Genomic DNA, 26,343 nt, shown 5'->3' with positions numbered 1-26,343 from the left:
CTTGGGCTTACTGAAGGGGGGTACGCGGCCATTACGCTTACGTCTTCGGCCCCTGCCCCACTCCACGGAACGCGAGATTCATGACCGTCAACGACGATGTCCTCCTTGTCCACGGCGGCACCCCGCTCGAGGGCGAGATCCGTGTCCGCGGTGCGAAGAACCTCGTACCGAAGGCCATGGTCGCCGCCCTTCTGGGCAGTGCCCCGAGCAGACTGCGCAACGTGCCCGACATCCGCGACGTGCGCGTCGTCCGGGGGCTGCTGCAGCTGCACGGTGTGACGGTCCGTCCGGGCGAGGAGCCGGGTGAGCTGGTGCTCGACCCGACGCACGTCGAGAGCGCGAACGTCGCGGACATCGATGCCCACGCGGGCTCGTCGCGCATCCCGATCCTGTTCTGCGGTCCGCTGCTGCACCGGCTGGGCCACGCGTTCATCCCGGGTCTCGGCGGCTGCGACATCGGCGGCCGGCCGATCGACTTCCACTTCGACGTGCTGCGGCAGTTCGGCGCGGTCATCGAGAAGCGGGCGGACGGCCAGTACCTGGAGGCGCCCAAGGGGCTGCGCGGCACGAAGATCCGGCTGCCGTACCCGTCCGTCGGCGCGACCGAGCAGGTGCTGCTGACGGCGGTGCTCGCCGAGGGTGTCACCGAGCTGTCCAACGCGGCGGTGGAGCCGGAGATCGAGGACCTGATCTGCGTGCTGCAGAAGATGGGCGCGATCATCGCGATGGACACCGACCGCACGATCCGCATCACCGGTGTGGAGAAGCTCGGCGGCTACACCCACCGCGCCCTCCCGGACCGGCTGGAGGCGGCGTCCTGGGCGTCGGCGGCGCTCGCGACCAACGGCAACATCTACGTCCGTGGCGCGCAGCAGCGGTCGATGATGACGTTCCTGAACACCTACCGCAAGGTGGGCGGCGCGTTCGAGATCGACGACGAGGGCATCCGGTTCTGGCACCCCGGCGGGCAGCTGAAGTCGATCGCGCTGGAGACGGACGTGCACCCCGGCTTCCAGACGGACTGGCAGCAGCCGCTGGTCGTGGCCCTGACCCAGGCGACGGGCCTGTCGATCATCCACGAGACGGTGTACGAGTCCCGGCTCGGCTTCACCTCCGCGCTGAACCAGATGGGCGCGCACATCCAGCTCTACCGTGAGTGCCTCGGCGGCTCCGACTGCCGCTTCGGCCAGCGCAACTTCCTGCATTCCGCGGTGGTTTCGGGCCCGACGAAGCTGCAGGGCGCGGACCTGGTCATCCCCGACCTGCGCGGCGGCTTCTCCTACCTGATCGCGGCCCTGGCGGCCGAGGGCACGTCCCGCGTCCACGGCATCGACCTGATCAACCGCGGCTACGAGAACTTCATGGAGAAGCTGATGGAGCTGGGCGCGAAGGTCGAACTGCCCGGCAACGCACTCGGCTGACCTCCCGCGGAGCGTCGCCCATGCGAAGGGGCGGTCACCCTGATCCGGGTGACCGCCCCTTTTGGCCTTGCTGGGCCCGTACGCCGTCGCGAGGAGCTTGCCGGGCTCGTCACTCGCCGTCCCGTGGCGGTACGGCCTCATCGCGCCGTCCCTGCGACGGGCGCGGCCTCGTCTCGCCGTCCTACGGCAGGTAGGGCCTCGTCACGCCGCCTGTGGCGGTCAGGCTTCGTCACACCGCCCTGTGGCGGTGCGGCGGCCTTGCTGCGCCGTCCTGTGGCGTCACGGCGTCGTGCGCCGTCCCGTGGCGCACGAACGGCAGGATCACTGGCCCTTGGCGGCTTCCTTGAGCTTGGAGCCCGCGGAGACCTTCACGCTGTAGCCGGCCGGGATCTGGATGGGGTCGCCGGTCTGCGGGTTGCGCGCGGTGCGAGCGGCACGGTGGGTGCGCTCGAAGGTGAGGAAGCCAGGGATGGTGACCTTCTCGTCGCCCTTGGCGACGACCTCGCCGACGGTCTCGGCGAACGCGGCCAGCACGGCGTCGGCGTCCTTGCGGGTCACCTCGGCGCGGTCGGCCAGCGCGGCCACCAGCTCACTGCGGTTCATGTTGTTACTCCCGTGTTCTTCTTGCCGTTGAGGCGTGCCACGCGGCGGAGCCGCATGTTGGGCACGGCGAAGCCGATGCTGCCAGGGTCCTCGGTGAGTCCCCGGACCCGGGTCCGTCGTCAGACCCTCGCGCCCGAAGACGCATCCTGCCCCCACCTGCGGCGGGAAAGCCAATCCGGCACCCGTAGGAGTCGTGAGAACACCCTTGGGAGTCACACGAAGGGCGCCACCGCCGTCCGGCGGTGACGTTCCGTCCGCTTTCCGCGACAGATCGCAGGTTCCGGGGGGTCCGAGCCCGGCCGCCACCATAGAGGTCGGCCGGGCACCCGGGGTTCCACGACGCGCCGGTCGGCCGCCACCGTGGCGATGGTCACAGCAGCGGCACAGAATCCCTACTCGTCCGCCGTCGCCGAAGCGCCCGCCGCCTTCGCGGCCTCCCGCACCGCTCCGGCGACCGCGCCCGCGACCTTGTCGTTGAAGACGCTCGGAATGATGTAGTTCGGGTTCAGCTCGCCCTCGGTCACCACATCCGCGAGGGCCTGCGCGGCCGCCAGCATCATCTCCGTGTTGACCGTGCGGGACTGCGCGTCCAGCAGACCGCGGAAGACGCCCGGGAACACCAGCACGTTGTTGATCTGGTTCGGGAAGTCGGAGCGCCCGGTGGCCACAACAGCCGCCGTCTGACGGGCGATTGCGGGGTCGACCTCGGGGTCCGGGTTCGCGAGCGCGAACACGATCGCGCCGTCCGCCATGGCCGCCACGTCGTTGCCGTCGAGCACGTTCGGCGCGGAGACACCGATGAAGACGTCGGCGCCGCGCACCGCCTCCCTCAGCGTGCCGGTCAGGCCCTCCTGGTTGGTGTTGTCGGCGATCCAGCGCAGCGCCGAGTCCGGCGCGGCGTCCACGAGGTCCTCGCGGCCGGCGTGCACGACACCGTGGATGTCGGCCACCACCGCGTTCTTCACGCCCGCCGCGAGCAGCAGTTTGAGGATCGCCGTACCGGCCGCGCCGGCGCCGGACATCACGACGCGGACGTTCTCGATGTCCTTGCCCACCACGCGAAGTGCGTTGGTGAGGGCGGCCAGCACCACGATCGCCGTGCCGTGCTGGTCGTCGTGGAAGACGGGGATGTCGAGCGCCTCGCGCAGCCGTGCCTCGATCTCGAAGCAGCGCGGCGCGGAGATGTCCTCGAGGTTGATGCCGGCGAACCCGGGGGCGATCGCCTTGACGATCTCGACGATCGCGTCGGTGTCCTGGGTGTCGAGGCAGATCGGCCAGGCGTCGATGCCGGCGAACCGCTTGAAGAGGGCCGCCTTGCCCTCCATGACGGGCAGCGCGGCCTTCGGGCCGATGTTGCCGAGGCCGAGCACGGCGGAGCCGTCCGTCACGACCGCAACGGAGTTGCGCTTGATGGTCAGGCGGCGGGCGTCCTCGGGGTTCTCGGCGATCGCCATGCACACGCGCGCCACACCCGGCGTGTAGACCATGGACAGGTCGTCACGGTTGCGGATGGGGTGCTTCGACGCCATCTCGATCTTGCCGCCGAGGTGCATGAGGAACGTACGGTCCGAGACCTTGCCCAGCGTGACGCCCTCGATGCCGCGCAGCTTCTCGACGATCTCCTGCGCGTGCGCGGTGGAGGTGGCGGCGATGGTGACGTCGATGCGGAGCTTCTCGTGGCCGGACGCGGTGACGTCGAGGCCGGTCACCGAGCCTCCGGAGGACTCCACGGCGGTGGTGAGCTGCGAGACGGCGGTTCCGCTCGCGGGCACCTCCAACCGGACCGTCATCGAGTAGGAGACGCTGGGCGCCGTTGCCATGGCCGACTTCCTCTGCTTTCACCGTGTCGCGGATGTGTCGCGGATGCCGTCCGATCGTCGCACCTACCGGAGAGTACGCGGTAGTCGCCCCGGATTTGCGAACGTTTTGTTCGTCGGCACGGGTTACGTTCGGAAAGCGGCTTCCACGATACGAAAGCCCACGGGGCGGTCGCAGAGGCACGCCGCACAACGAGAGAGGCCCGCGTCACACAAGGACGCGGACCTCTCCACAAGTCAGTGACACCGACCCGCCATGCTCGCCTCGCGGCAAGTGGTCGCTCGTAGCGACTAAGGTTGGGCCCGGGGGCTTGGATCGGGCCGGTGCCACATCCAGGCTAACAAACGGATCCCGTAAGGCCATTCCCGTACCCGGAGTTCATCTCGCGTACAGGGCGGCCCCCGCCCCGGGCCTCAGTCCCGCAGCAGGTCCGGCACCCCGGCAGCGTCCGGCTCGTCCCGCTGTCCCGAGACCACCGTCAGCTGCTGCGTCGCCCGGGTGAGCGCCACGTACAGCACGCGCAGCCCCGCGGGGCTCTCGTCGGCGATCTCCGCGGGCGAGACGACGACCGTCGCGTCGTACTCCAGGCCCTTGGCCTCCAGGCTGCCGAGGGCCACCACCCGGTCGCCGAGACCGTCCAGCCAGCGGGCCGCCTCCTCGCGCCGGTTCATGGCGACGACGACGCCGACCGTGCCGTCGACGAGGTCGAGGAGCCGGGCGGCCTCCTCCCGGACGGTCCGCCCCATCGAGTCCCGTATCACCGTGAAGCGCGGCTGGACGCCGGTCGAGCGGACGGCCGTGGGGGCGGTGGAGCCCGGCATGGCGAGCGCGAGGACCTTCGACGCCAGGTCGGCGATCTCGGCGGGGTTGCGGTAGTTGACCGTGAGCGTGAAGCGGCGGCGCGGACGGGTGCCCAGGGCCTCGTCGCGGGCCTCGGCCGCCTCGTCCGGGTCGGACCAGGACGACTGGGCCGGGTCGCCGACGACGGTCCAGGTCGCGTGCCGGCCGCGGCGCCCGATCATCCGCCACTGCATCGGCGTGAGGTCCTGCGCCTCGTCGACGATCACGTGCGCGTACTCGGTGCGCTCCTGCGCCAGCCGCTCGGCGCGCTCGCGCTGCGACTCCTCGCGGACGGGCATCAGCTCCTCGAGCCCGGTCAGCTGGTCGAGCGGGTCCAGCTCGCGCCGCTTCTTCGGGCGGGCCGGCAGGCCGAGGACGGCCTGGAGCTCGTCGAGCAGGGCGATGTCGTGCACGGAGTACCCGTCCCGCTTCAGCGAGCGCGCGACCCTGCGCACCTCGCCGGGGGTGAGGACCCGCCGCGCCCAGCGGCCGAGCCGCTTCTCGTCGGCCATCGCCGCAACGACCGACCGGGGGGTCAGCTCGGGCCACCAGGCGTCCAGGAACGCGATGAAGGTGTCCTCGGAGGTGATGTCCTCGTCGAAGGAGGACCGCAGCTCGGCGGCCAGCTCGGGGTCGGCGTGCCGGTTCCCCGCGCCGGACTGCGCCCACAGGGCGTCCAGGAGCAGCTTGCGGGCGCGCGGACGCAGCAGGTTGACGGGCGCCGTACCGGTGAGGGCGGTGCGCCGGATCCGCTCCAGCTGCTCCGCCTCCAGCTCCAGGCGGCGGCCGAAGGCGACGACCCGCAGCCGCTCCGGTGCGCCGCTCAGCTCCAGGGCGCCGCGGGCCGCCTTCCGCAGCACCTTGAGCATGCGGGAGGAGCCCTTGGCACGGGCCACGGACGGGGAGTCGTAGAGCGTGGCCTCGACGCCGTCGACGAGCGAGCCGATGGCGCGGATCGCGACCTGGCCCTCCTCGCCGAGCGACGGCAGGACGCCCTCGGTGTAGGCGACGAGCAGCGGGGTGGGCGAGACGATCAGGATGCCGCCCGCGTAGCGGCGCCGGTCCTGGTACAGCAGGTACGCGGCCCGGTGCAGGGCGACGGCGGTCTTGCCGGTGCCGGGGCCGCCCTCGACGTAGGTCACGGAGGCGGCGGGGGCGCGGATGACAAGATCCTGCTCCGCCTGGATGGAGGCCACGATGTCCCGCATGGTGTGGGTGCGGGCCTGGCCGAGGGCGGCCATCAGGGCGCCGTCGCCGATGACGGGCAACTCGTGGCCGTCGAGGAAGGCCGTCAGCTCGGGGCGCATCAGGTCGTCCTCGACGCCGAGCACCCTGCGCCCCTTGGAGCGGATGACCCGGCGGCGCACGACCCGCCCGGGGTCGACCGGGGTCGAGCGGTAGAAGGGGGCGGCGGCGGGTGCCCGCCAGTCGATGACCAGCGGCGCGTAGTCCTGGTCGAGGACGCCGATGCGGCCGATGTGCAGGGTCTCGGCGATGTCGGCGGTGTTGTCGGAGCGCACCGCGCCCTCGGCGGGCTCGACGGCCGTGTACGCGCCGTCGGGTCCCTTCTTGCCGTCCTTGCCGAGCAGCAGGTCGATCCGGCCGAAGAGGAAGTCCTCGAACTCGTTGTTGAGCCGGTTGAGGTGGATGCCGGCCCGGAACACCTGGGCGTCGCGCTCGGCGAGCGCGCCTGGCGTGCCGACCTGGCCGCGCCGGGCGGCGTCGTTCATCAGGAACTCCGCCTCGTGGATCTTCTCCTCGAGGCGCTGGTACACCCGGTCCAGGTGTTCCTGTTCGACGCTGATCTCCCGGTCACGGAGCGAGTCGTGCGCGGACTTGCCGACCGGGCCGAGCGCGGTTTCCTGTTGAACCTGAGCGGCCACCGGGCCCCCTTCTGACGTGCTGAGCAGCCGTCCACCGTACGCGAAGGGGGACCGGGGAGGCTACGGCCCGCCCCGAACCGCGCACACGTCGACCCGCGGCGTGACCCGGACGCACGCCGCGGGAAGCGCTCAGCCGGTGGGCGACGCCTACGCCTTCACCTCCACCAGCTTCTTCCCGTCGAACGTCATGAGCTCGAAGTGGTCGATCTGGTTCGGTGTGAAGGCGGCGGCGCCGCTCACGTAGAGCGGGTTCTTCGACTCCTCCGTCTTGCCGTCGGGGATGCCGTAGCCCCACTTCGGGACGGACCAGGAGGCCAGCGTCTCGCGCTCGCCGTTCTTGCCGACGGCGACCCACGAGCACTTGAGCGGGCCCTTGACGCCCTTCACCTCGATTGCGCCGCTGGTGCCCCAGTCCTTGGCCTGCATCGCGATCGTGGCGCTGACCCCGGTGGTCGGGTCGGTCGCCGAGACCTTGTCGGTCATGGACTGGAAGGCGGCCTTGGCGGGCGAGACCGCCGCCACCGTGTGTCCGGTGTTGCCGTCGTCGCCGCCGTTGACCGCCATCACGGCGACCGGGCCGCCGATGATCAGCGCGGCGGCGGCCGCGACGAGGTAGAAGCCGCGCCGCCGCTTCTGGGCGCGCCGCTCGGAGACCTCGTCGACCAGCCGTTCGACGAGCCGTGGGCTGGGTTTGGCGGACAGGGATTCGCCGATGGCCGGGGTGCCCTGGCTGCCCGGCATGTCGGCGAGCGCGGCCAGCATCGGTTCCATGCCGGCCAGGTCGTCGAGCTGCTGGGCACACCAGTCGCAGGTGGCGAGGTGCGCCTCGAAGGCGGTCGCCTCCGCGTCGTCCAGGATGCCGAGGGCGTAGGCGCCGACGGTTTCGTGGATGTCGCCCTGCCCCTGGGGACCGCCTCTCACGGCCCCGGGGCCACCATTGCCGAATCCCCCGTACAGGTTGCTCATGCCGTCACCCCCCGCTCCTCCAGTGCCAGCTTCATCGACCGCAGGGCGTAGAACACCCTGGAGCGCACCGTTCCGCTGGGGATGCCGAGCGTTTCGGCCGCCTCGTTGACCGTACGCCCTTTGAAGTACGTTTCGACCAGGACCTCCCTGTGGGCAGGGGTCAGGTCTTCCAGCGCGTCCGACAGTGTCATCAGCCACAACGCCTTGTCGATCTCGTCCTCCGCGGGGATGACCTCCAGCGGCGACGGGTCGACCTCCTGCGGCCGGGCCTGCCGGCTGCGGTGGCCGTCGATGACGATGCGCCGGGCGACCGTCACCAGCCAGGGGCGTACCGAACCGGTCGCTCGGTTGAGCTGGCCGGCGTTCTTCCAGGCACGGATGAGCGTCTCCTGCACGACGTCCTCGGCGCGCTGCCGGTCGCCCGCGACCAGGCGCAGCACGTAGGCGAGCAGGGGTCCCGCATGTTCTCGATACAGGGCACGCATCAGCTCCTCGTCCGGCTCGGTCGAGGACGCCGAGGACGAGGTCATGCGATGTCGGGCCCTGGGCCGCTTTCGTTCATCAGCCACGGCGGAATCCTTGCGCACGCCTACCTCCGGTGTCCGGGGGTTCCCCCAGTCGGTCGCTCACATCCGGGTACGCGCGAAGGGGCCGTTGTGTTCAAAGCGACATCAGAAATTTCTTGGAGAAGGTGTGGAAGCCCCTGTTCCCGGGCACCCATTTCTCCCCCAACGGGACATACGGCCGCCCGAGCGGAGAGACCCAGGTCACACCGGCAGCCGCTTCACTCCGGAAACCGTCAAGATCGCCGTGTGAAAATTTGGCTGGACTTCGGTGGAGGAATTGTCGAGATCAGGGTGCGCACTGCCCGATTTCAGTCAGATTTTTCGGTAACTCCTTTTTCTGCGAGCTATGCGGAAGGTCTCCCTTCCCGTCGTTTCCCCTGGCTTCCTTTCCTTTCAGAGCGTTCATGGCGTTCAGGGTCTTCAGGGCACTGCAGCGGCCGTCCTCCGCCCCACGCCTGCGGATCCGCGCCCTGATCGAGGCGCCGCCGGACGACCTCGACGTCGCGCCGGTCCTGACGGACCAGGCCTGCCCAGCCGTCGCCGCGTGCCGCCACCGCTCCCCCTCCGGCGCCGGTCCGGGCGGCACCCGGACCGCCCCCGTACGCACACACCCTGGCAGACGGGTCTGACAACGCCCGGTCGCCGCCTCACCGCGCCGCTTCCCACTCGGTGAGAGCAACGTTCCCTTCCGGTCACCCGGTGCCACAGGGCGGAAACGCGTCCTCCCTACCTTCGGGACTCATCACCGCGTACCGACACCGGGCACCGCAGAACCGTGGAGGCGTCATGACAGCCCCGAGCACAGCCCCCGCCACCGGCAGGGGAGGCCGCTGGATCCAGCAGTGGGATCCCGAGGACGAGACGTTCTGGAACGAGACCGGGGAGAAGATCGCCCGGCGCAACCTGCTGTTCTCCGTCTTCTCCGAGCACATCGGGTTCTCGATCTGGACCATGTGGTCCGTGCTCGTGCTCTTCATGGGCCCGCAGTACGGGCTGACCCCCGCCGACAAGTTCATGCTGACGTCCATGGTCACGCTCGTCGGCGCCGTCGTCCGCGTGCCCTACACCTTCGCGGTCGCCGTCTTCGGCGGGCGCAACTGGACGATCATCTCCGCGAGCCTGCTGCTCATCCCGACGATCGCCGCCTTCGTCGTGATGAAGCCGGGGACCTCCTTCTCCACCTTCCTGATCGTCGGGCTGCTCGCCGGCATCGGCGGTGGCAACTTCGCGTCCTCGATGACCAACATCAACGCCTTCTTCCCGCTGCGGAAGAAGGGGTGGGCCCTCGGCCTCAACGCGGGCGGCGGCAACATCGGCGTGCCGGTGATCCAGCTCGTCGCCCTGGCGATCATCGGCGCGAGCGGCGGGCCGCGCGTGCTGCTCGGGATCTACATCCCGCTGATCGTCGTCGCCGCCGTGCTCGCCGCCCTCTTCATGGACAACCTCGCCTCCGTGAAGAACGACACCGGCGCCGCCCGGGACGCCGCGAAGGACGCCCACACCTGGATCATGTCCTTCCTCTACATCGGCACCTTCGGCTCGTTCATCGGCTACAGCTTCGCCTTCGGGCAGGTGTTGCAGAACCAGTTCGGGCGCACCCCGCTGCAGGCGGCGTACGTCACCTTCATCGGCCCGCTGCTCGGTTCGCTGATCCGGCCCGTGGGCGGCTGGCTCGCCGACCGCTACGGCGGCTCGAAGATCACCCTGTGGAACTTCGTCGCCATGGGCGCGGCCACGGCCGTCCTGGTCTTCGCGAGCATGCAGAAGTCGCTGCCGCTGTTCACCGCCGCGTTCGTCCTGCTCTTCGTGCTCAGCGGGCTCGGCAACGGGTCGACGTACAAGATGATCCCCGGCATCTTCCAGGCCAAGGCCGTCGCGAAGGGGCTCGAGGGTGAGGAGGCCGCCGCGTACGGCCGGCGGCTGTCCGGCGCCTCCATGGGTCTCATCGGCGCCGTGGGCGCGCTCGGCGGCGTCGGCATCAACCTCGCCTTCCGGCAGTCCTTCCTCTCCTACGGCTCCGGCACCGGCGCCTTCGTCGCCTTCCTCGCCTTCTACGCCGTGGCCTTCGTGGTCACCTGGGCCGTATACCTTCGCCGCCCGGCCGCCCAACCTCAGGCCAACGCTTCCACCTCGGAGGCGAAGCAGCAGCTCAGCTACGCCGAGGTGTGACGTAACACCAGCGACATGAAGCCGAACCGAGCCTGTCACGAGCCGTTGACAGGCTCGGTCGGCATGTAGGTAGGACGCGTACGACCGGTGTTCACGACCGCGTGAGCACCGGTATGCCGACTCGAGTGCGGGACGAGAGCCATGTACGACAACCAGCAGCGACCAGAACACGGGCCTCTCGAGGGGTTCACCGTGGGCGTGACGGCCGCGCGACGGGCCGACGAGCTGGGGGCCCTGCTCCAGCGGCGCGGCGCGTCCGTGCTGCACGCGCCGGCCCTGCGTATCGTGCCGCTCGCCGACGACGGGGAACTGCTCGCCGCCACCAAGGAGTTGATCGACCGGGCGCCGGACATCGCGGTCGCCACCACCGCGATCGGCTTCCGCGGCTGGGTGGAGGCCGCCGACGGCTGGGGGCTCGGCGAGGATCTGCTCGCCCGGCTGCGCGGGGTGCGGCTGCTCGCGCGCGGCCCGAAGGTCAAGGGCGCCATACGGGCGGCCGGGCTGACCGAGGAGTGGTCGCCGAGCTCGGAGTCCATGGCCGAGGTGCTCGACCGGCTGCTCGAGGAAGGCGTCGACGGCCTCCGTATCGCCGTCCAGCTGCACGGCGAGCCGCTGCCGGGCTTCGTGGAGGCACTGCGCGAGGGGGGCGCCGAGGTGGTGGGGGTGCCGGTGTACCGGTGGATGCCGCCGGAGGACATCGGGCCGATGGACCGGCTCCTCGACGCGACCGTCAGCCGGGGCCTGGACGCGCTCACCTTCACCAGTGCGCCCGCCGCCGCGTCCCTGCTCTCCCGGGCCGAGGAGCGCGGGCTGTTGCCGGAACTGCTCGCCGCCCTGAACCACGACGTACTGCCCGCCTGCGTCGGCCCCGTCACCGCGCTGCCGCTCCAGGCCCACGGCATCGACACGGTCCAGCCCGAACGCTTCCGGCTCGGCCCGCTCGTCCAGCTCCTGTGCCAGGAACTGCCCGCCCGCGCCCGTACGCTGCCCATCGCCGGCCACCGGGTGGAGATCCGCGGGCACGCGGTGATGGTGGACGGCGCCCTGCGGCCCGTACCGCCGGCGGGGATGTCCCTGCTGCGCGCCCTGTCCCGGCGGCCGGGCTGGGTGGTCGCCCGCTCCGACCTGCTGCGCGCGCTCCCGGGCGCCGGGCGCGACGAGCACGCCGTGGAGACGGCGATGGCCCGGCTGCGGACGGCCCTGGGGGCGCCCAAGCTGATCCAGACGGTGGTCAAGCGTGGCTACCGGCTCGCGCTCGACCCGGCGGCGGACTCCAAGTACGCGGACGTGTGAGCCGCCGCCCTCCCTTGAGCAGTGCCCGGGCGAGGCAGCGCTCCCTGGAGAGCATCCGGACGAGGCAGCCCTCCCCGGAGAGCGTCCGGGCGAGGCAGCGCTCCCCGGAGAGCATCCGGACGAGGCAGCCCTCCCCGGAGCAGCGCCCGGGCGAGGCAGCCCTCCCCGGAGCAGCGCCCGGGCGAGGCAGCCCTCCCCGGAGCAGCGCCCGGGCGAGGCAGGCCGGGGTGAGGGACGGCAGCGGGCCCGTACGACCGGCCGGGGCGCGCGAGTGACGTCGCCGGGACGCGCGGGCGCATGAGCAGGCGTCCACCGTGGAGTTCGGGGCGTACGGGGCCTTCCCGGGGGCGTGTGCGGACGGGCACTGTAGAGGGGGGCGACCGCGGCGACTCCAAGGCGGTGACAGGCACATGGCATCCGGCACGGCCACGGCCACGGTCTCGTACGCGTTGCGGTTCGACTCCGGGCGGATCTGCCTGGACCTGCTGACGACGACGCATCCCGAGGAACGCCTCGACTCGGTGGACCGGTTGCGGGCGTGGATCACCGGGTCCGGGCTGGTGCCGCCGGGTACCCCGCTGACCGGGGTGGACGCGGGCTGGTTGCGGGCGTTCCGTGAACTGCGCGAGCAGATCGGCCAGTTGGTGGGCGGCGAACTGGACGGCCGCCCGGCGGACGGGGCGCTGGCCCGGATCAACGCGGCGGCCCGGGGCGCACCGCCCGCGCCGTGCGCGGTCCGTACGGAGGACGGCGCGCTGGTACGACGACTGCGCGCACTGCCCGGCTGCGAGGACCTGCTGGCGGCGGTGGCCCGCGAGACCATCGAGCTGCTGACCGATCCCAAGGCCAGGGCGAGCCTGCGCCGCTGCGAGGGGGACAACTGCCCGATCGTCTACCTGGACACGTCCCGGGGCCGACGCCGCCGCTGGTGCTCGAGCGAGGTGTGCGGCAACCGGGAGCGGGTGGCCCGCCACCGCCGACGGGCGGCGCTGGCGCGGGCGTAGGTCCACCGAAACCTCGTGCGGCTGCCCGGTGCGGGCCAGAGGGCGCGGATCAGCCGTTGCGGATCAGCCCGTGCGGATCAGACGGAGTCCTCCCGCTCGCCCTGGGGCACGGGCGGCGCGGTGGTCGCGCGAGGGATCAGATGGGTGGGCAGGACGACGTGGCGCGTGCGGTCGGCCTCGGGGTCGTCGATCAGCTTCAGGGCGAGTTCCCCGGCCATCCGGCCCATGTCCGTGGGTGACTGGGCGACCGTGGACAGATCGAACCACTCGGCGACCTGGTGGTCGTCGAAGCCGATGACGGACATCCGCTCGGGCACCTGGATCCGCGCCGCGCGCAGGGTGTGGATGACGGCGACGGCCAGCTCGTCCTGCTCGGCGAAGACCGCGGTGGGCGGCTCCCGCATGCTCAGCAGCGCGCCTATCCCCGCGGCGAGGCCGCGCTTGTCCTCGACCGACATGGTGACCACCAGCTCGTCGTCCAGGGGGATGCCGGCCTCGGTGAGCGCCTGCCGGTAGCCGAGCAGCCGTTCGCGCGAGCTGAAGGTGAAGCCGGTGGCGCCCACCGTCGGCACGAAGGCGATCCTGCGGTGCCCGAGGTTGAGCAGGTGCCGGGTGGCCTTGCAGCCTCCGGCCACGTCGTCGACGTAGACGCTGGGGCGGCCCTTGGCGTGCTGGCTGACGTAGATGACCGGCATCCCGAGGTCGTCCAGCCGCGCCGTCTCCTCGTCGGTGAGGTCGAAGCCGAAGACGAGGAGCGCGTCGGCGTTCCGCCGGGCCGGGAGGTGCTCGAAGAACGAGGTGCGCTCGGCCATGTCCGGGATGACGTAGACGTTCAGCTCCATGCCGGCCGCGCGCAGCAGCGGGCCCAGGCTGGACAGCGCCGACCCCATGAACCACGAGTTGAGCGTGGGCACGAGCACCGCGACGACACCGGTCTTCCCCGTCACCAGGCTCGCCGCCTGCCGCGAGACCGCGAAGTTCAGCTCGCGGGCGGCCTGTTCGACGCGTGCGCGGACATCCGCCGAGACGGACGTCAGTCCGCGCAGGGTGCGGGAGACCGTGGACGCGGAGACGCCGGCCCGTTCGGCGACGTCGGCCATCGTGGGGTGCCGTTGAGCTGGTGACATGAGCCGGAAGTTAGCACAGAAGCGGGCGTTTGACAGCTGGCCTGTGAAAGCGCTGCCACAGCCTCCACGGTGGGGCTATATGCCCGTTTTGCGGGAGAAAAAGCTGCGGTACTCACCTAAAACTAGCGGAATTATCGGCGACTTACGGATTGACTTCCCCTAACTGCGCTCCTAGCGTGCAAGCGTTGTCACGGCGGCGTGCAAGATGCTTGCACGTAGTCGGCCTTGAGGGCCTCTACCTGCGCTTTTGAAGGAACACCGCGCCGTGACAGCACTGTCAGCCGCGCCTTCGGTACCGCACGACCAGGAGAGACAGTGATGACCAGGACCACCAGAGCCCTTCAGTGTTCGGCGACGCTCGTCGCCGCCGGGCTGCTCCTCACCGCCTGCGGCTCGTCCGGGGGCAGCGGTGGCAGCAGCGGGCAGGACGCCCAGAGCATGTCGTTCAAGGGCCGGGGCCCCATCACGTACGTGGCCGGCAAGGACACCACCGGCACCGTCCAGACGATCATCGACCGCTGGAACAAGCTGCACCCGAAGGAAAAGGTCACCTTCATCCAGCTGCCGACGGACGCGGACTCGCAGCGGCAGCAGATGATCCAGAACGCGGAGACGAAGTCCGACGCCTACACGGTGCTCTCCCTCGACGTCGTGTGGACGTCGGAGTTCGCCGCCCACCAGTGGATCGACCGCCTGCCCGACACCCAGTTCCCGCTGCAGAACATGCTGAAGCCGGTGGTGGAGACCGCGAAGTACCGCGGAGGTCTGTACGCGGTCCCGGGCAGCTCCGACGGCGGCCTGCTGTACTACCGCAGCGACCTGCTGAAGAAGGCCGGCATCACCAGCCCTCCGGCCACCTGGTCCGAGATGACGGCCGACTGCGCCAAGGTGAAGAAGCTGCCCGAGGCCAAGGACATGTCCTGCTACGCCGGGCAGTTCCAGAAGTACGAGGGCCTGACGGTGAACTTCTCCGAGGCCGTGAACTCCGCGGGCGGCGTGGTCACCGACGCGAACGGCAAGCCGGACGTCGACACCCCGCAGGCGAAGAAGGGCCTGGACTTCCTCGTCGACTCCTTCAAGGACGGGACCATCCCCAAGGAGGCCATCACCTACCAGGAGGAGGACGGCCGTCAGGCGTTCCAGTCCGGCAAGCTGGTGTTCCTGCGCAACTGGCCGTATGTCTACGCGCTGGCCCAGAAGAGCCCGATCGGGGGGAAGTTCGCGGTCGCGCCGCTGCCCGGCCTGAACGGGACCGGCTCCTCCAGCCTGGGCGGTCACAACCTGGCCCTGTCGTCCTTCGCCAAGAACAAGGCGACGGCAGTGGACTTCATGAAGTTCTTCAGCAGTGAGGAGAGCGCGAGCTACTTCCTGAAGAACGCCTCCCTCGCCCCGCCGTACACGAACCTGTACGACGACGCGTCGCTGGACAAGCAGTATCCGTACCTGCCCGTCCTGAAGCAGTCCATCCTGCACGCCGTGCCGCGCCCGCGGGTCGTGCAGTACGGGGACGTGACGTCGGCGATCGAGAAGGAGGCCTACGCCGCCCTGTCCGGCAGCAAGAGCAGCGCGCAGGCTCTGAAGGACCTGCAGGCGGACCTGCAGAAGCTGACGGCGCAGTGAGGACACGGGTCATGGCCGACACCAAGATCCCGTCCGGCACGGCCGGGCGGGAGCCCGGGGCGGTCGACCGCCCCGGGCGGCCCTCCGCGCTGCTGAACCTCCGGCGCACACGGGCCCGCGCGACCACGGGTACGGGCCGGCTGGCGGCGCTGCTGGTCTCGCCCACGCTCCTGGTGCTGACGATCGTCGTGATCTATCCGACGCTCATGGCGCTCAACGAGTCGCTGTACGGGGCGAAGGGACTGGACCCCAAGACCGGCTTCATCACCAACACCGAGCCGTTCGTGGGCCTGAAGAACTACACCGACATCTTCACCCAGGCCGGTGACCGGTTCTGGAACGCCTTCTGGAACACCACGCTCTTCACCGTCGTCACGGTCCTGCTGGAGACGGTGATCGGTGTGGCCATGGCGCTGATCATGCACAAGGCGTTCCGGGGCCGGGGCCTGGTGCGGGCCAGCATCCTCGTGCCCTGGGCGATTCCCACGGCCATCTCCGGCCTGCTGTGGCGGTGGATCTTCAACGCGGACGGCATCGCCAACGTCCTCGTCGGGCACCAGGTCCTGTGGACCGCCGACGGCTTCTCGGCCAAGATCGCGGTGATCATCGCCGACGTGTGGAAGACCGCCCCCTTCATCGGGCTGCTGGTCCTGGCCGGCCTGCAGGTGATCCCGAAGGAGGTCTACGAGGCGGCCCGGATCGACGGGGCTGCCGCCTGGGGCCGGTTCTGGCACATCACCCTGCCGCTGGTGAAGCCCGCGCTGCTGGTGGCGGTGCTGTTCCGGTGTCTGGACGCGCTGCGGATGTTCGACCTGCCCTACATCCTCATCGGCGCGCAGAAGAACTCGGTGGAAACCCTGTCGATGCTCGCGCAGAACGAGGCGTCCAACGTCCGCTTCGGACCGGCCTCCGCCTACGCGGTGCTCCTCTTCCTCTACGTCTTCCTCATCGCGCTCGCCTTCGTCCGGCTGCTGGGCGCCGACCTCGTCGGCGACGGCGGCGTCAGTACCAGGCGCGAGCGCCGGTCCGGGCGCCGGGGCGCCGTGGCGCTGCGCCGTGCGGAGGTGACGGCATGACCCTCACAACCACCTGGCGTCAGCGGCTGCCCTACGTGGGTGTCGCCGCGGTGGTCGCCTACTGCCTGGCCCCGTTCTACTGGATGGTGGTCTCCAGCCTGCGGCGCGACGACGACATCTTCAGCACCTCGCTGTTTCCCACACGCCTGTCGTTCGAGAACTACCGGGCGGTGTTCAACCCTTCCCAGGGGTTCTCGCGCGCGCTGCTCAACAGCCTGATCGTCGCCGGCATCACCACGGCACTGGCGCTGCTGCTGGCCACGTTCACCGCGTACGCGATGGCCCGGCTGGACTTCCGTTTCAAGCGGCTGATCCTCACGCTGATCATCGCCACCTCCATGTTCCCGGTGGTGTCGATCGTGGTTCCGCTGCTGAAGCTGTTCACGGACATCGGCTGGATCAACACCTACCAGGCCATGATCGTGCCGAGCATGTCCTTCGCGCTGCCACTGGCGGTGTGGAACCTGACCACGTTCTTCCGCCAGATGCCGGACGAGCTGGAGCACGCCGCGATGGTCGACGGCTGCACCCGCGGCCAGGCGTTCCGCAAAATCATCATCCCGCTCGCCGCGCCCGGCATCTTCACCACCGCGATCATCACCTTCATCGCCGCCTGGAACGAGTTCCTCATCGCCCTGTCGATGACCAACAAGCCCGGCATGCAGACCGCGACGGTCGCCATCTCGAAGTTCTCCGGAGCCACGACCTACCAGACGCCGTTCGGCAGCCAGATGGCGGCGGGCGTCATCGTCACGATCCCGCTGGTGATCATGGTGCTGCTCTTCCAGCGCCGAATCGTCGCCGGACTCACCGCAGGCGCGGCCAAGTAGGCACCGGCGCCGCGCCGCCCCTTCCCGACGTCCAAGGAGTAACGCACTCGCATGTCCGGTACCGCACCGTGGTGGCGCAGCGCCGTCATCTACCAGATCTACATCCGCAGCTTCGCCGACGGAAACGGTGACGGCGTCGGCGACATCGCCGGCATCCGCTCCCGTCTGCCGTATCTGAAGTCGCTCGGGGTCGACGCCATCTGGATCAACCCGTGGTACAAGTCGCCGATGGCGGACCACGGTTACGACGTGGCGGACTTCCGTGAGATCGACCCGCTCTTCGGCACGGTGGCCGAGGCGGAGGAGCTCATCGAGGAGGCGCACCGGCACGGGATCCGCGTCATCCCCGACATCGTGCCCAACCACACCTCCGACCGGCACGCCTGGTTCCAGGCGGCCCTGACGGCGGGGCCGGGCAGCCCCGAGCGGGAGCGCTACGTCTTCCGGCCCGGCCGCGGACCCGACGGCGCCGAGCCGCCCAACGACTGGGTCTCCTGCTTCGGCGGCCCCGCCTGGACACGGCTGCCCGACGGGGAGTGGTACCTGCACCTGTTCGCCCCCGAGCAGCCCGACCTCAACTGGGAACACCCGGAGGTGAGGGCCGAGTTCGAGTCGATCCTGCGGTTCTGGTTCAGCCGGGGCGTGGACGGATTCCGTATCGATGTGGCCCACGGACTGATCAAGCACCCCGAGCTGCCCGACCTGCCGCCCCGCACCGATCCTGCGGTGCTCGGACCGCTCTCCCGCCGCGACGACGCGGAGGAGCGGATTCGGCAGCACGTCGACCATCCGCACTGGGACCGCGACGAGGTCCACGAGATCTACCGCGCCTGGCGCAAGGTGGCCGACGAGTTCCCCGGCGACCGGTCGTTCGTCGCCGAGGCCTGGGCGGACACCCCCGAGCGGCTCGCCGCCTACGTCCGCCCAGACGGCCTGCACACCGCGTTCAACTTCGACTTCCTGATGGCGAGCTGGGACGCGAAGGACCTGCGCGCGGTCATCGACGACTCGCTCGCCATGCTCGGCGCGGTCGGCGCACCGGCCACCTGGGTGCTGTCCAACCACGACGTCATGCGCCACGTCAGCCGCTACGGCCGCAGGACCGTCAAGCGGTGGCTGGCCAACGAACGCTACGAGCCCGAAGGCCCCCTGGACCTCGAACTGGGCATCAGGCGCGCCCGGGCGGCCGCCCTGCTGATGCTCGCCCTGCCCGGTGGCGCCTACGTCTACCAGGGCGAGGAGCTCGGCCTGCCGGAGGTCGAGGACCTGCCCGAGTCCGTCCTGCAGGACCCGATCTGGGAGCGCTCCGGGCACACGGACCGCGGCCGTGACGGCTGCCGGGTGCCGATCCCCTGGTCCGGGCAGACAGCGCCGTTCGGCTTCAGCCCCGCGGGGGCCTCGGCCGCGCCCTGGCTGCCGCAGCCCGCCGACTGGGGCGAGCGAAGCGTGGAGGCGCAGACCGGCGACGAGACGTCGATGCTGGAGCTCTACCGCCGTGCCCTGCGCGTGCGCCGCGAACACCCGGCGCTCGGCGACGGCACTCTGGCCTGGCTGGACGCTCCCGCCGGAGTCCTCGCCCTGCGCCGCGAACCCGGCTTCGTCTGCGTGGTCAACCTCTCGTCCGAGGCGTACCGGCTGCCCGACCACACCTCGGTCCTGCTGGCGAGCGGCCCCGTCGAGGACGGCCTGCTGGCACCGGACCAGGCGGCCTGGCTGGCGGTGTAGCCGTCCATGAGAGACCAGGGCCGTCCGGTGCATCCCCGCTCACCGGACGGCCCTGGTTCTGCCCGGGTCTCACACGGCCCCGGCCCGCCTGCGTCCCGCCGCCCCGTCCCGTCCCGCCCCGTTCGGCCACAGCCTCGGGCTTCGCTTGGCGGCCCTGTCCTCGATCCAGCCGAACGCCACGATCGCCAGGCCGATCAGCGGCCAGACCAGGACGAACGTCCAGAGCGTGTACGTCGCGTCCAGCGCCGCCACCGCGACGTCGCCCTGCAGGAAGGGCAGCTTGTAGAGCTGGTCCAGGATCGGGACGGCGGCCATGATCAGCATGTTGTGCCACAGGTAGATCGTGACCGCGCGGTTGTTGGACAGGGTCACCAGCTTGTCCCAGCGGCGCAGCCGGCCCGGGAGTTCCTGCCAGGACGGGGAGTACTGGAGGAGGAGGACCACGAACCCGAAGGACCAGGTCGCCTGCGCCAGCGGGATGTCGTTCAGGTCCCAGCCGTCGGGGCCCTGGTGTCCCGACGCCCACCACAGGCCGAACGTCATCACCAGGGCCGAGCAGGAGACGGCGACATAGCGGGGGACACGGGCCAGGAGGCCCTCGTGGTGGGCGAAGCCCAGGACCCAGCAACCGCCGTAGACCGCGAAGTCCGTCACCGCGTTGCCCGTCTCGCCGGGGATCGGGACCAGGCCCGTGCCGACGACCGCCGTCAGAGCCAGCGGTGCCAGCAGCGTCGGCCAGGGCGCCCGCCGGAACGCCCACAGGAGCAGCGGCGAGGCCACCACGAACCACAGGTAGGCGCGCAGGTACCACAGCGGCTCCGCCGCCTGCACCGCCCAGGTGTCCTCCAACAGGCCGGACTCGGCGCCCAGGTGCGAGGGGAAGGGCGGGGCGCCGACCGGGATCACATAGTCGACCAGGCCGAGCAGACCCCAGATGCCGCCCTGGTCCCGGTCCTTCAGCGGGTTCCAGCCGCCCGCGAACATCAGCGTCAGGACCACCGCGCTGAACGCCCACAGGGGCGGCAGCAGCCTGCGCACCCGGCTCCTGATCACGCTCAGCGCCGGGCGGCTCAGGGAGCGGGCCATGAGGGAGCCCGCCAGGGCGAACATCACGCCCATCGACGGGAAGAGCACGGTCAGCCAGGCCCAGCCGAAGAAGTGGTAGACCACGACCCGGACCAGGGCCAGGGAGCGCAGGAGGTCCAGGTAGCGGTCGCGGCCCGGTGTGCGGGCTCCGGGGCTCTTCTTCTCCGCCTCCCGCTGCCGCGGGATCCCGTACGCCGACGTCGGCTCCGGACCCGCGCCGGTGGTGTAGCCGTGGGTCATGCCACGGGCCTCCTGTCACTGTGCGGCCGCGGGTGCGGCACGGGGCCGCCCGGCGCCTCCACGACACCGGTGCGCCGCAGCTTCTGCCAGCGCAGCCGGCCGCCGGTGAGCGCCGTGATCCAGGACTGGAGCAGCACGACGTACATGAGCTGGCGGTAGAGGATCTGCTGCAGGGGCAGCGAGAGCAGGTGGGTCATGCGTTCGCGGTCGAGGCGGAAGGAGTACGCCGCGCAGGCGGCCTGGATCGCCAGGACGCCCAGCCACGCCACGACCGTCTTCTGCGTCGGGCCGAACACCACTCCGTACAGCAGGAAGACGTCGATGAGCGGGGCCAGCAGCGGGGCCACCACCATGAACAGGGAGACCAGGGGAAGGCCCACCCGGCCGAAGCGCCCGGACGGGCCGCGCTCCAGCAGCGCCCCCCGGTGCTTCCAGATCGCCTGCATGGTGCCGTACGACCAGCGGTAGCGCTGGGACCACAGCTGCTGGACCGTCTCCGGGGCCTCCGTCCAGGCGCGGGCGTTCTCGGCGTACACCACCCGCCAGCCGTCGCGGTGCAGCGCCATGGTGATGTCGGTGTCCTCGGCGAGCGTGTCGTCGCTCATGCCGCCCACCCGTTCCAGCGCGGACCTGCGGAACGCCCCGACCGCGCCGGGGATCGTCGGCATGCAGCGCAGGATGTCGTACATGCGGCGGTCGAGGTTGAAGCCCATCACGTACTCGATGTGCTGCCAGGCGCCGATGAGGGAGTTCCTGTTGCCCACCTTCGCGTTGCCCGCCACCGCGCCGACGCGCGGGTCGGCGAAGGGCTGCACCAGTTCCCGGACGGTGGCCGGTTCGAAGACGGTGTCGCCGTCCATCATCACGACCAGGTCGTAACGGGCGTTCGCCACACCGCGGTTGAGGGCGGCCGGCTTGCCCGCGTTGAGCTGCCGTACGACACGCACGTTGGGCAGGCCCATCGCCTCCACGATCCGGGCCGTGCCGTCCGTCGAGCCGTCGTCGACGACGACCACCTCGATGGGGTGCTCGCTCGCCATCAGCGAACGGACGGTGTTCTCGATGCACTTGGCCTCGTTGTACGCCGGCACCAGCACCGACACCGGTTCGGTGACCGGCGGGCCCCAGCGGAACCCGCGGCGGCGCACCCGGCGCGCGTGGACGCCGGAGAGCAGGAGCATCAGCGCGAAGCGGCCGATGACGAGGCTGCCGACGACCGCGAGGCAGACCACCAGGACGTCGGTGACCTTCTCGGAGGCCTGGACCAGGAAGATCCACGCCTTGCCCTTCCACGCGTCGACGCCGGTGACCGGGGTGAGCGCGCTGGGGGCGCCGAGCGCCTCGGTGAGGTTCTGGAACCGGTAGCCCTCGGCCTGGAGTCCGGGCAGGAACCGGTCCAGCGCCTGCACCGTCTGGTGGCGGTCACCGCCGGAGTCGTGCATCAGGACGATCGCGCCCTTGCCGCCGTGCGGGGTGGCACGGCGGATGATCTCGGCGACCCCGGGCTTTCGCCAGTCCTCGCTGTCGGTGTCGTTGACAACGGTGATGTAGCCGCGGCTGCCGATGTACTCGGTCACCGGCCAGGACTTGTCGTCCATGGCGTCGGCGAAGGAGGAGTACGGCGGCCTGAAGAGGGAGGTGCGCACACCGGCCGCGCCGCTGATCGCGAGCTGGTTCGTGGACAGCTCCCAGTCGATGCGGCGCTCGGACTGGTAGGACAGGTCGGGGTGGTTGAAGGTGTGCAGGCCGACCTCGTGGCCCTCGGCCACCATGCGGGCGACTAGGTCCGGGTAGCGCGAGGCCATGGTGCCGGTGACGAAGAAGACCGCGTGCGCGTGGTGCCTCTTCAGCACGTCGAGGACCTTGGGCGTCCAGGTGGGGTCGGGGCCGTCGTCGAAGGTGAGGACCAGGCGGTGGTCCGGCAGACGCATCGTGCTGGTGCGGCCGCTGCGGGTGTCGATGACCGGGCCGCCGTCCAGGATCTTCTCCGGGACGTGGCCGGTGGCCGCCTCGGGCCGGATGCGGTGGTCGGCGAGGATCTCGCTGTGCACGAAGCCGCGCAGCATCAGCATCGTCACCAGGGCGACGAGCAGGAGCGTGGGCAGCAGCAGGCGCATGGGCACACGGCGGCGCCGGGCGCCGTCGCGCACGCCGGTCGCGGCGCCGGGACGGCGGGTGCGGGATGCCATCAGAGGGCGTACTCCGGGGAACGGTAGGGCGAGGAGGAGGACCCGGCGGCGTCTTCGGCGACGGGCGTGGCTGTGCGCGGACCCTCGGCCACCGGCCTCGGCGTGCTCGGGCCGTCGGCGACGCTGCCCATGCCCGGGCCCGTGCTGCCGCCGTCCGGGCTCGGCGACGGCTCGGGCGAGGGCTTGCCGCCCGCCGAGGGGCTCGCGGCCGGCGGGGTGGAGACGGGCACCGACGGGCGCAGGCTCGGTCGGGTCACGCCGGACCCCGGGTTCCCGGTGGCGCTCGTCGCGGACGGCCCGGGATCGGCGGAGGTGCCCGGACGTCCCGGGCTCGCGGAGGCACCGGGCGCGCCGGCGCTGCGGCCCGGCGACGGTGTCGTGGCATCGCTCGCCGACGCGGTCACGCCCGGGGCGGGGCTGCCCGACACGGACGGCTGCGCGGACTGTGAGGGCAGCGGCGAGCTGTCGACCTTGCTCGCCGGCACGTCCTCCCGCTCCCTCGGCACCGGCAGCCAGGGCGCGGCGGAGTTGCCCGACAGCAGGGTGGCGACGATGACGGCAGCGTAGGCGGAGCAGGCGACACCGATGGCGATGCCGATACGGCGCAGCCGGCGCCCGCGCCGTCCGGACTCGTCCACGAAGACCGGGCCCTCGGAGCCGTCCCGGCCGCCGGGCTCCCCGCGCTCGGCCTGCCCGGGCCCGGCCCCGAGCCGCCAACCGGTGCTGTCGAGCTGGACGGTCACCTCGTGCGGGTCGTGGGCGTGCTCGATGTCGGCCGAGCCGTGCCAGGGGTCCCGGCGAGCGGCACCGCCGCGCTGTGTGGGAATGCCCTGGGTCCCGGCCGGGTCCGGCAGGCCCGCGCGACCGGCGGCCCTGGGAGGGAACCCGGACTCGCCCCGGTCCGGAAGACGCGCGCCGGCACCGGCCTCGAGAACGGCCTCGGCTCCGGTGACGCCCGGGAGCCCCGCGCGCCTCGGGGCCCTGGGAAGGACCTCGGTCTCGGTGACCTCCGGCAGGCCGGTGCGCCGCGCGGCCCTCGGAAGGAGCTCCGTCCCGGTGAGGTCCGGCAGGCCCGCACCCGCACCGGCTCGCGGCAGGCCCGCACCCGCGCCCGCACCGGCTCGCGGCAGGACCTCGGTCGCGTCCATACCGGTCAGGCCCGCGCCCGCGCGCAGCGTCTCCGTTCCACCGAACTCCGCCAAGGAACGGATGTCATGCCCGCCGACAGGGACTTCTCGGGTCGCCGATGGGGCATCGGGCCATTCCGGTTGGGCGTCTTCCCGCCACTTTTCCACGCGCGCACATCCCCCCACGGGACAGTTCCGGGCGCGCCTACGGCCCCGGGCACCCGTCCACCGGACCAGGCCCCCACCTGGCCCGAGCGCCCCCCTTTACCAAGTCCTTGCCCGGGCCATGAATGTAGCGCATGTGGAGGATGTCTGGTTCCGATGCGCTAATTCCGGGGGTTCATGACCTCCGCGTCATTGGCCGGAATCCATCCATCGACGGGCCGCCGCAGCCATCCCTCCGCGGCGGCGACCTCCGTCGCGGCCCGTCGAAGCGCATCGAGTCCCGGATGCGTCAGCCCTTGTCGCCACACCAGCGAGACAGGCGAGAGCGGTACGGGATCGACGAGCGGACGCCGCACCGTCCCGGGCAGCGCGGGGAAGTCCACCACGGCGAGAATCGGATGGCCCGTCCTCGCCATGATCCGCTGGAACTCCTCGTCCCCGACGGCCAGCGGGACCGGTGGCGCGACCCGGATGTCCCGCCCGTCGAACAGACGGTGCGCGAGGTCGGTCCACTCCGGCGTGCGCGGGTTCCCGGCGCCCGCGTACACCGTCTCCCCGGCGAGCGCGGACAGCGGCACCGCCTCCAGCGACGCCAGACGGTGGTCCTCGGGCAGGACGACCGCCATCGGCTCGTACCGCACGGGCTGCTGGTCGAGCCCGGCCCGCAGCGCCGCAGGAAGGCCCGCGAACCGGCCGAACGACGCGTCCAGCCGGCCCGCGAGCACTTCGGCCGCGGCATGCGTGAGACCGCTCTCGTAGCGGGCCATCAACTCCAGATCGGGGGCCAGCGCGCGGGCCCAGTGCAGCACCCGGCGCCCGGTGACCAGCCCCGGGGAGTTCAGGTCCACCAGCAGCGGCCGGGCCTGCCCGAAGGCGGCGAGGAGTTCGTCCTGCGCGTCCAGCACCCGGCGCGCGTACGGCAGCAGGCGCTCACCCTCGGGTGTCAGCGTGACCTGCCGTGTCGTACGGACGAACAGCTCGGCGCCCAACTCCCGCTCCAGCCTGCGGATGTCCCGGCTCAGCGCCTGCTGGGCCACGTAGAGGCGGGTCGCGGCGCGGGTGAAGTGCAGTTCCTCCGCGACGGCGAGGAACGCGCGGAGCAGACGGGGATCGACGGTGGCGGCGGGCATCCGGTGAACTTACAACGCAGGTGCGTGAATCACCACGGAGCAGGTGTTGGACCCCAGGTCACGGGCCGGGCGACGCTTCCCTGCATGCCGCAGCCCTCCTCCCGCAGACCGCCCCTGCTCACCGTCACCCAGGACACCCTCGTCGCCGCCGACTTCACCCCGCGCACCACCGGCAGGGCGCCCGCCCCGCGCAACCCCTACCGCCGGCTGTTCACCCACCCCGGCACCCGCGCCTTCACGATCGGGAACCTCATCGCCCGGCTCCCCATCGGCATGTTCAGCGTCAGCGCGGTCATCATGATCGCCGGTTCCCGGGGCTCGTACGCCCTCGCCGGTGCGGTCACCGCCACCGGTCTCGTGGCCACGGCCGCGGTCGCGCCCTGGGTGGCGCGGCTCGTCGACCGTCACGGCCAGGCCCGGGTCGCCCTGCCCGCCACGCTGTTCGCGCTGCTCGGGAGCGTCGCACTGGTCCTGTGCGTGCACTACGACGCCCCCGGCTGGACCCTGTTCGCCGCCCAGGCGGCCACCGCCACCACCCCCAACATCGGCGGCCTGTCCCGCGCCCGCTGGGCCCATCTGTTCCTGGACGCCCCGGACGCCCTGCACACGGCGAACTCCTTCGAGCAGGCCGCCGACGAGCTGTGCTACCTGCTCGGCCCGGTGCTCGCCGCCTTCCTCTGCACCCGGCTCTTCCCCGAGGCCGGCACCCTGGCAGGCGCCTTCCTGCTGCTCACAGGCATGCTGATCTTCACCAGCCGGCGCGCCACGGAACCGCCGCCGAGCCGCCGCCCGGGTACCCGGCCCCCACTGCGCGCCCCCGGCATGCCCCCGCTCCTGCTCGGCCTGCTGGCCACCGGCGCGGTCTTCGGCGCGATGGAGGTCGTCACCGTGGCGTTCGCTGACGCACAGGGGCACAAGGCGGCCGCCGGCCCGGTCCTCGCCCTGCAGGCCGCCGGATCGTGCGCCGCCGGACTGCTCTACGGCGCGCTGCGGCCCTCCGGTCCCGCCGAGCGCCGCTACGTGTGGTGCCTCGCGGCGATGACGGCCCTCATGACCCTGCCCATGCTCGCGGCACGTACCACCGGTTCCCTCGTCGCCCTCGCGCCCGCCCTGCTGCTCGCGGGCATGGCCACCGCCCCGACGATGGTCACGGCGATGCTGCTGGTCCAGCGGCGCACCCCCGAGGGCCGTTCGAACGAGGGCATGACCCTCGCCGTGACGGCTCTGCTCGGGGGCGTGGCCTGCGGTTCCGCCATCGGCGGCTGGGCGGTGGAGCACCTGTCCCCGACCGCCGGTTTCGCCCTCCCCGCGACCGCCGCGGGCCTCGCCCTGGCGATCGCCCTCGGGCACGGGGCGGTCGAAGGAATCCGCACCGATTCGTGCGCCCCCCATTGACGCGATCACAACGTCCACATACCTTCCCCCGTCGAAGCGCTTCGACATCATGCGTCGAAACGATTCGATG

Annotated in this window: 20 protein-coding genes; 10 read left to right on the top strand and 10 right to left on the bottom strand. The window is 71.2% G+C overall.

Annotation, left to right across the window (positions count from 1 at the left end; translation table 11 throughout):
- Positions 1 to 80: 80 nt before the first annotated feature.
- Positions 81 to 1,421, top strand: coding sequence for a UDP-N-acetylglucosamine 1-carboxyvinyltransferase (gene murA / locus ACIRC0_RS22405; RefSeq protein WP_200417675.1), 1,341 nt, complete (start codon positions 81 to 83; stop codon positions 1,419 to 1,421).
- Between the two features lie 321 nt (positions 1,422 to 1,742).
- Here murA and ACIRC0_RS22400 read toward each other — a convergent pair whose 3' ends face one another.
- From ACIRC0_RS22400 to ACIRC0_RS22380, 5 genes are all read right to left on the bottom strand, one after another.
- A complete protein-coding gene (locus tag ACIRC0_RS22400) occupies positions 1,743 to 2,024 on the bottom strand; it encodes an HU family DNA-binding protein (RefSeq protein ID WP_124441836.1) in 282 nt (93 codons plus the stop codon).
- A 392-nt stretch (positions 2,025 to 2,416) separates the two neighbouring features.
- Complete coding sequence (locus ACIRC0_RS22395; RefSeq protein ID WP_403618156.1) at positions 2,417 to 3,844, bottom strand: NAD-dependent malic enzyme; 1,428 nt, start codon at positions 3,842 to 3,844, stop codon at positions 2,417 to 2,419.
- A gap of 411 nt (positions 3,845 to 4,255) precedes the next feature.
- The gene (locus ACIRC0_RS22390) at positions 4,256 to 6,565 is read right to left on the bottom strand and encodes a HelD family protein (RefSeq protein ID WP_403618153.1); all 2,310 of its coding nucleotides are present in this window, start codon (positions 6,563 to 6,565) and stop codon (positions 4,256 to 4,258) included.
- Positions 6,566 to 6,712: 147 nt separating this feature from the next.
- A complete protein-coding gene (locus ACIRC0_RS22385) occupies positions 6,713 to 7,531 on the bottom strand; it encodes an anti-sigma factor family protein (protein ID WP_403618150.1) in 819 nt (272 codons plus the stop codon).
- Positions 7,528 to 8,118 carry a sigma-70 family RNA polymerase sigma factor gene (locus ACIRC0_RS22380; RefSeq protein WP_103841015.1) on the bottom strand — a complete coding sequence of 197 codons (591 nt, stop codon included), beginning with the start codon at positions 8,116 to 8,118 and terminating at the stop codon, positions 7,528 to 7,530. Before ACIRC0_RS22380 ends, ACIRC0_RS22385 begins: the two co-directional genes overlap by 4 nt.
- Before the next feature lie 383 nt (positions 8,119 to 8,501).
- Between ACIRC0_RS22380 and ACIRC0_RS22375 the strand changes: the two genes are divergently transcribed.
- The 4 genes from ACIRC0_RS22375 to ACIRC0_RS22360 all read left to right on the top strand — a co-directional run bounded on the left by ACIRC0_RS22375 (position 8,502) and on the right by ACIRC0_RS22360 (position 12,563).
- On the top strand, positions 8,502 to 8,726 hold the full coding sequence (locus ACIRC0_RS22375) for a hypothetical protein (RefSeq protein WP_403618147.1): 225 nt from the start codon (positions 8,502 to 8,504) through the stop codon (positions 8,724 to 8,726).
- 157 nt (positions 8,727 to 8,883) lie between these two features.
- Positions 8,884 to 10,266, top strand: a complete 1,383-nt coding sequence (locus ACIRC0_RS22370) for a nitrate/nitrite transporter (RefSeq protein ID WP_403618144.1) — start codon at positions 8,884 to 8,886, stop codon at positions 10,264 to 10,266.
- A 141-nt stretch (positions 10,267 to 10,407) separates the two neighbouring features.
- Positions 10,408 to 11,559, top strand: a complete 1,152-nt coding sequence (locus ACIRC0_RS22365; protein WP_403618141.1) for a uroporphyrinogen-III synthase — start codon at positions 10,408 to 10,410, stop codon at positions 11,557 to 11,559.
- A gap of 410 nt (positions 11,560 to 11,969) precedes the next feature.
- Positions 11,970 to 12,563, top strand: a complete 594-nt coding sequence (locus tag ACIRC0_RS22360) for a CGNR zinc finger domain-containing protein (RefSeq protein ID WP_403618138.1) — start codon at positions 11,970 to 11,972, stop codon at positions 12,561 to 12,563.
- Between the two features lie 77 nt (positions 12,564 to 12,640).
- Here the strand turns inward: ACIRC0_RS22360 and ACIRC0_RS22355 are convergent, their stop codons facing one another.
- Positions 12,641 to 13,690: a LacI family DNA-binding transcriptional regulator gene (locus ACIRC0_RS22355; protein ID WP_403618136.1), complete on the bottom strand. Its 1,050-nt coding sequence runs from the start codon at positions 13,688 to 13,690 to the stop codon at positions 12,641 to 12,643.
- 318 nt (positions 13,691 to 14,008) lie between these two features.
- Here ACIRC0_RS22355 and ACIRC0_RS22350 point away from each other — a divergent pair, with 318 nt between their 5' ends.
- From ACIRC0_RS22350 to ACIRC0_RS22335, 4 genes are read left to right on the top strand one after another with little or no spacing between them, the layout of a single operon-like run.
- Entirely contained in the window at positions 14,009 to 15,310 is a 1,302-nt protein-coding gene (locus tag ACIRC0_RS22350; RefSeq protein ID WP_403618133.1) for an ABC transporter substrate-binding protein, read from the top strand.
- A gap of 11 nt (positions 15,311 to 15,321) precedes the next feature.
- Positions 15,322 to 16,386 (top strand): carbohydrate ABC transporter permease, encoded by a 1,065-nt coding sequence (locus ACIRC0_RS22345; RefSeq protein ID WP_403618131.1) that lies wholly within the window; start codon positions 15,322 to 15,324, stop codon positions 16,384 to 16,386.
- Positions 16,383 to 17,216: a carbohydrate ABC transporter permease gene (locus ACIRC0_RS22340; protein WP_403618128.1), complete on the top strand. Its 834-nt coding sequence runs from the start codon at positions 16,383 to 16,385 to the stop codon at positions 17,214 to 17,216. Before ACIRC0_RS22345 ends, ACIRC0_RS22340 begins: the two co-directional genes overlap by 4 nt.
- Before the next feature lie 51 nt (positions 17,217 to 17,267).
- Positions 17,268 to 18,941: a glycoside hydrolase family 13 protein gene (locus ACIRC0_RS22335; RefSeq protein WP_403618125.1), complete on the top strand. Its 1,674-nt coding sequence runs from the start codon at positions 17,268 to 17,270 to the stop codon at positions 18,939 to 18,941.
- Positions 18,942 to 19,010: 69 nt separating this feature from the next.
- Here the strand turns inward: ACIRC0_RS22335 and ACIRC0_RS22330 are convergent, their stop codons facing one another.
- The 4 genes from ACIRC0_RS22330 to ACIRC0_RS22315 all read right to left on the bottom strand — a co-directional run bounded on the left by ACIRC0_RS22330 (position 19,011) and on the right by ACIRC0_RS22315 (position 24,878).
- Complete coding sequence (locus ACIRC0_RS22330; protein WP_403618122.1) at positions 19,011 to 20,267, bottom strand: acyltransferase; 1,257 nt, start codon at positions 20,265 to 20,267, stop codon at positions 19,011 to 19,013.
- Entirely contained in the window at positions 20,264 to 22,456 is a 2,193-nt protein-coding gene (locus ACIRC0_RS22325; protein WP_403618119.1) for a glycosyltransferase, read from the bottom strand. The genes ACIRC0_RS22330 and ACIRC0_RS22325 overlap by 4 nt, the downstream gene beginning before the upstream one ends.
- A complete protein-coding gene (locus ACIRC0_RS22320) occupies positions 22,456 to 23,658 on the bottom strand; it encodes a hypothetical protein (protein ID WP_403618117.1) in 1,203 nt (400 codons plus the stop codon). Before ACIRC0_RS22320 ends, ACIRC0_RS22325 begins: the two co-directional genes overlap by 1 nt.
- Positions 23,659 to 23,909: 251 nt before the next feature.
- Entirely contained in the window at positions 23,910 to 24,878 is a 969-nt protein-coding gene (locus ACIRC0_RS22315) for a LysR family transcriptional regulator (RefSeq protein ID WP_403618114.1), read from the bottom strand.
- Between the two features lie 84 nt (positions 24,879 to 24,962).
- Between ACIRC0_RS22315 and ACIRC0_RS22310 the strand changes: the two genes are divergently transcribed.
- Complete coding sequence (locus ACIRC0_RS22310; protein WP_403618111.1) at positions 24,963 to 26,273, top strand: MFS transporter; 1,311 nt, start codon at positions 24,963 to 24,965, stop codon at positions 26,271 to 26,273.
- Positions 26,274 to 26,343: the final 70 nt, after the last annotated feature.

This window comes from Streptomyces sp. NPDC093984, assembly GCF_044764595.1.
In the GTDB taxonomy this organism is placed as follows: domain Bacteria; phylum Actinomycetota; class Actinomycetes; order Streptomycetales; family Streptomycetaceae; genus Streptomyces; species Streptomyces cynarae.
Note: the sequence above shows the minus strand (reverse complement) of the source record. Positions and strands in the feature narration are given on the sequence as shown.

What these genes read in the sequence shown, in the direction of transcription:
- ACIRC0_RS22310 (WP_403618111.1), top strand. Translation starts at nt 24,963, where the DNA reads ATGCCGCAGCCCTCCTCCCGCAGACCGCCCCTGCTCACCGTCACCCAG.
- ACIRC0_RS22360 (WP_403618138.1), top strand. Translation starts at nt 11,970, where the DNA reads ATGGCATCCGGCACGGCCACGGCCACGGTCTCGTACGCGTTGCGGTTC.
- ACIRC0_RS22325 (WP_403618119.1), bottom strand. Translation starts at nt 22,456, where the DNA reads ATGGCATCCCGCACCCGCCGTCCCGGCGCCGCGACCGGCGTGCGCGAC.
- ACIRC0_RS22330 (WP_403618122.1), bottom strand. Translation starts at nt 20,267, where the DNA reads ATGACCCACGGCTACACCACCGGCGCGGGTCCGGAGCCGACGTCGGCG.
- ACIRC0_RS22315 (WP_403618114.1), bottom strand. Translation starts at nt 24,878, where the DNA reads ATGCCCGCCGCCACCGTCGATCCCCGTCTGCTCCGCGCGTTCCTCGCC.
- ACIRC0_RS22335 (WP_403618125.1), top strand. Translation starts at nt 17,268, where the DNA reads ATGTCCGGTACCGCACCGTGGTGGCGCAGCGCCGTCATCTACCAGATC.
- ACIRC0_RS22375 (WP_403618147.1), top strand. Translation starts at nt 8,502, where the DNA reads ATGGCGTTCAGGGTCTTCAGGGCACTGCAGCGGCCGTCCTCCGCCCCA.
- ACIRC0_RS22365 (WP_403618141.1), top strand. Translation starts at nt 10,408, where the DNA reads ATGTACGACAACCAGCAGCGACCAGAACACGGGCCTCTCGAGGGGTTC.
- ACIRC0_RS22340 (WP_403618128.1), top strand. Translation starts at nt 16,383, where the DNA reads ATGACCCTCACAACCACCTGGCGTCAGCGGCTGCCCTACGTGGGTGTC.
- murA (WP_200417675.1), top strand. Translation starts at nt 81, where the DNA reads ATGACCGTCAACGACGATGTCCTCCTTGTCCACGGCGGCACCCCGCTC.
- ACIRC0_RS22395 (WP_403618156.1), bottom strand. Translation starts at nt 3,844, where the DNA reads ATGGCAACGGCGCCCAGCGTCTCCTACTCGATGACGGTCCGGTTGGAG.
- ACIRC0_RS22355 (WP_403618136.1), bottom strand. Translation starts at nt 13,690, where the DNA reads ATGTCACCAGCTCAACGGCACCCCACGATGGCCGACGTCGCCGAACGG.
- ACIRC0_RS22370 (WP_403618144.1), top strand. Translation starts at nt 8,884, where the DNA reads ATGACAGCCCCGAGCACAGCCCCCGCCACCGGCAGGGGAGGCCGCTGG.
- ACIRC0_RS22345 (WP_403618131.1), top strand. Translation starts at nt 15,322, where the DNA reads ATGGCCGACACCAAGATCCCGTCCGGCACGGCCGGGCGGGAGCCCGGG.
- ACIRC0_RS22400 (WP_124441836.1), bottom strand. Translation starts at nt 2,024, where the DNA reads ATGAACCGCAGTGAGCTGGTGGCCGCGCTGGCCGACCGCGCCGAGGTG.
- ACIRC0_RS22385 (WP_403618150.1), bottom strand. Translation starts at nt 7,531, where the DNA reads ATGAGCAACCTGTACGGGGGATTCGGCAATGGTGGCCCCGGGGCCGTG.
- ACIRC0_RS22350 (WP_403618133.1), top strand. Translation starts at nt 14,009, where the DNA reads ATGACCAGGACCACCAGAGCCCTTCAGTGTTCGGCGACGCTCGTCGCC.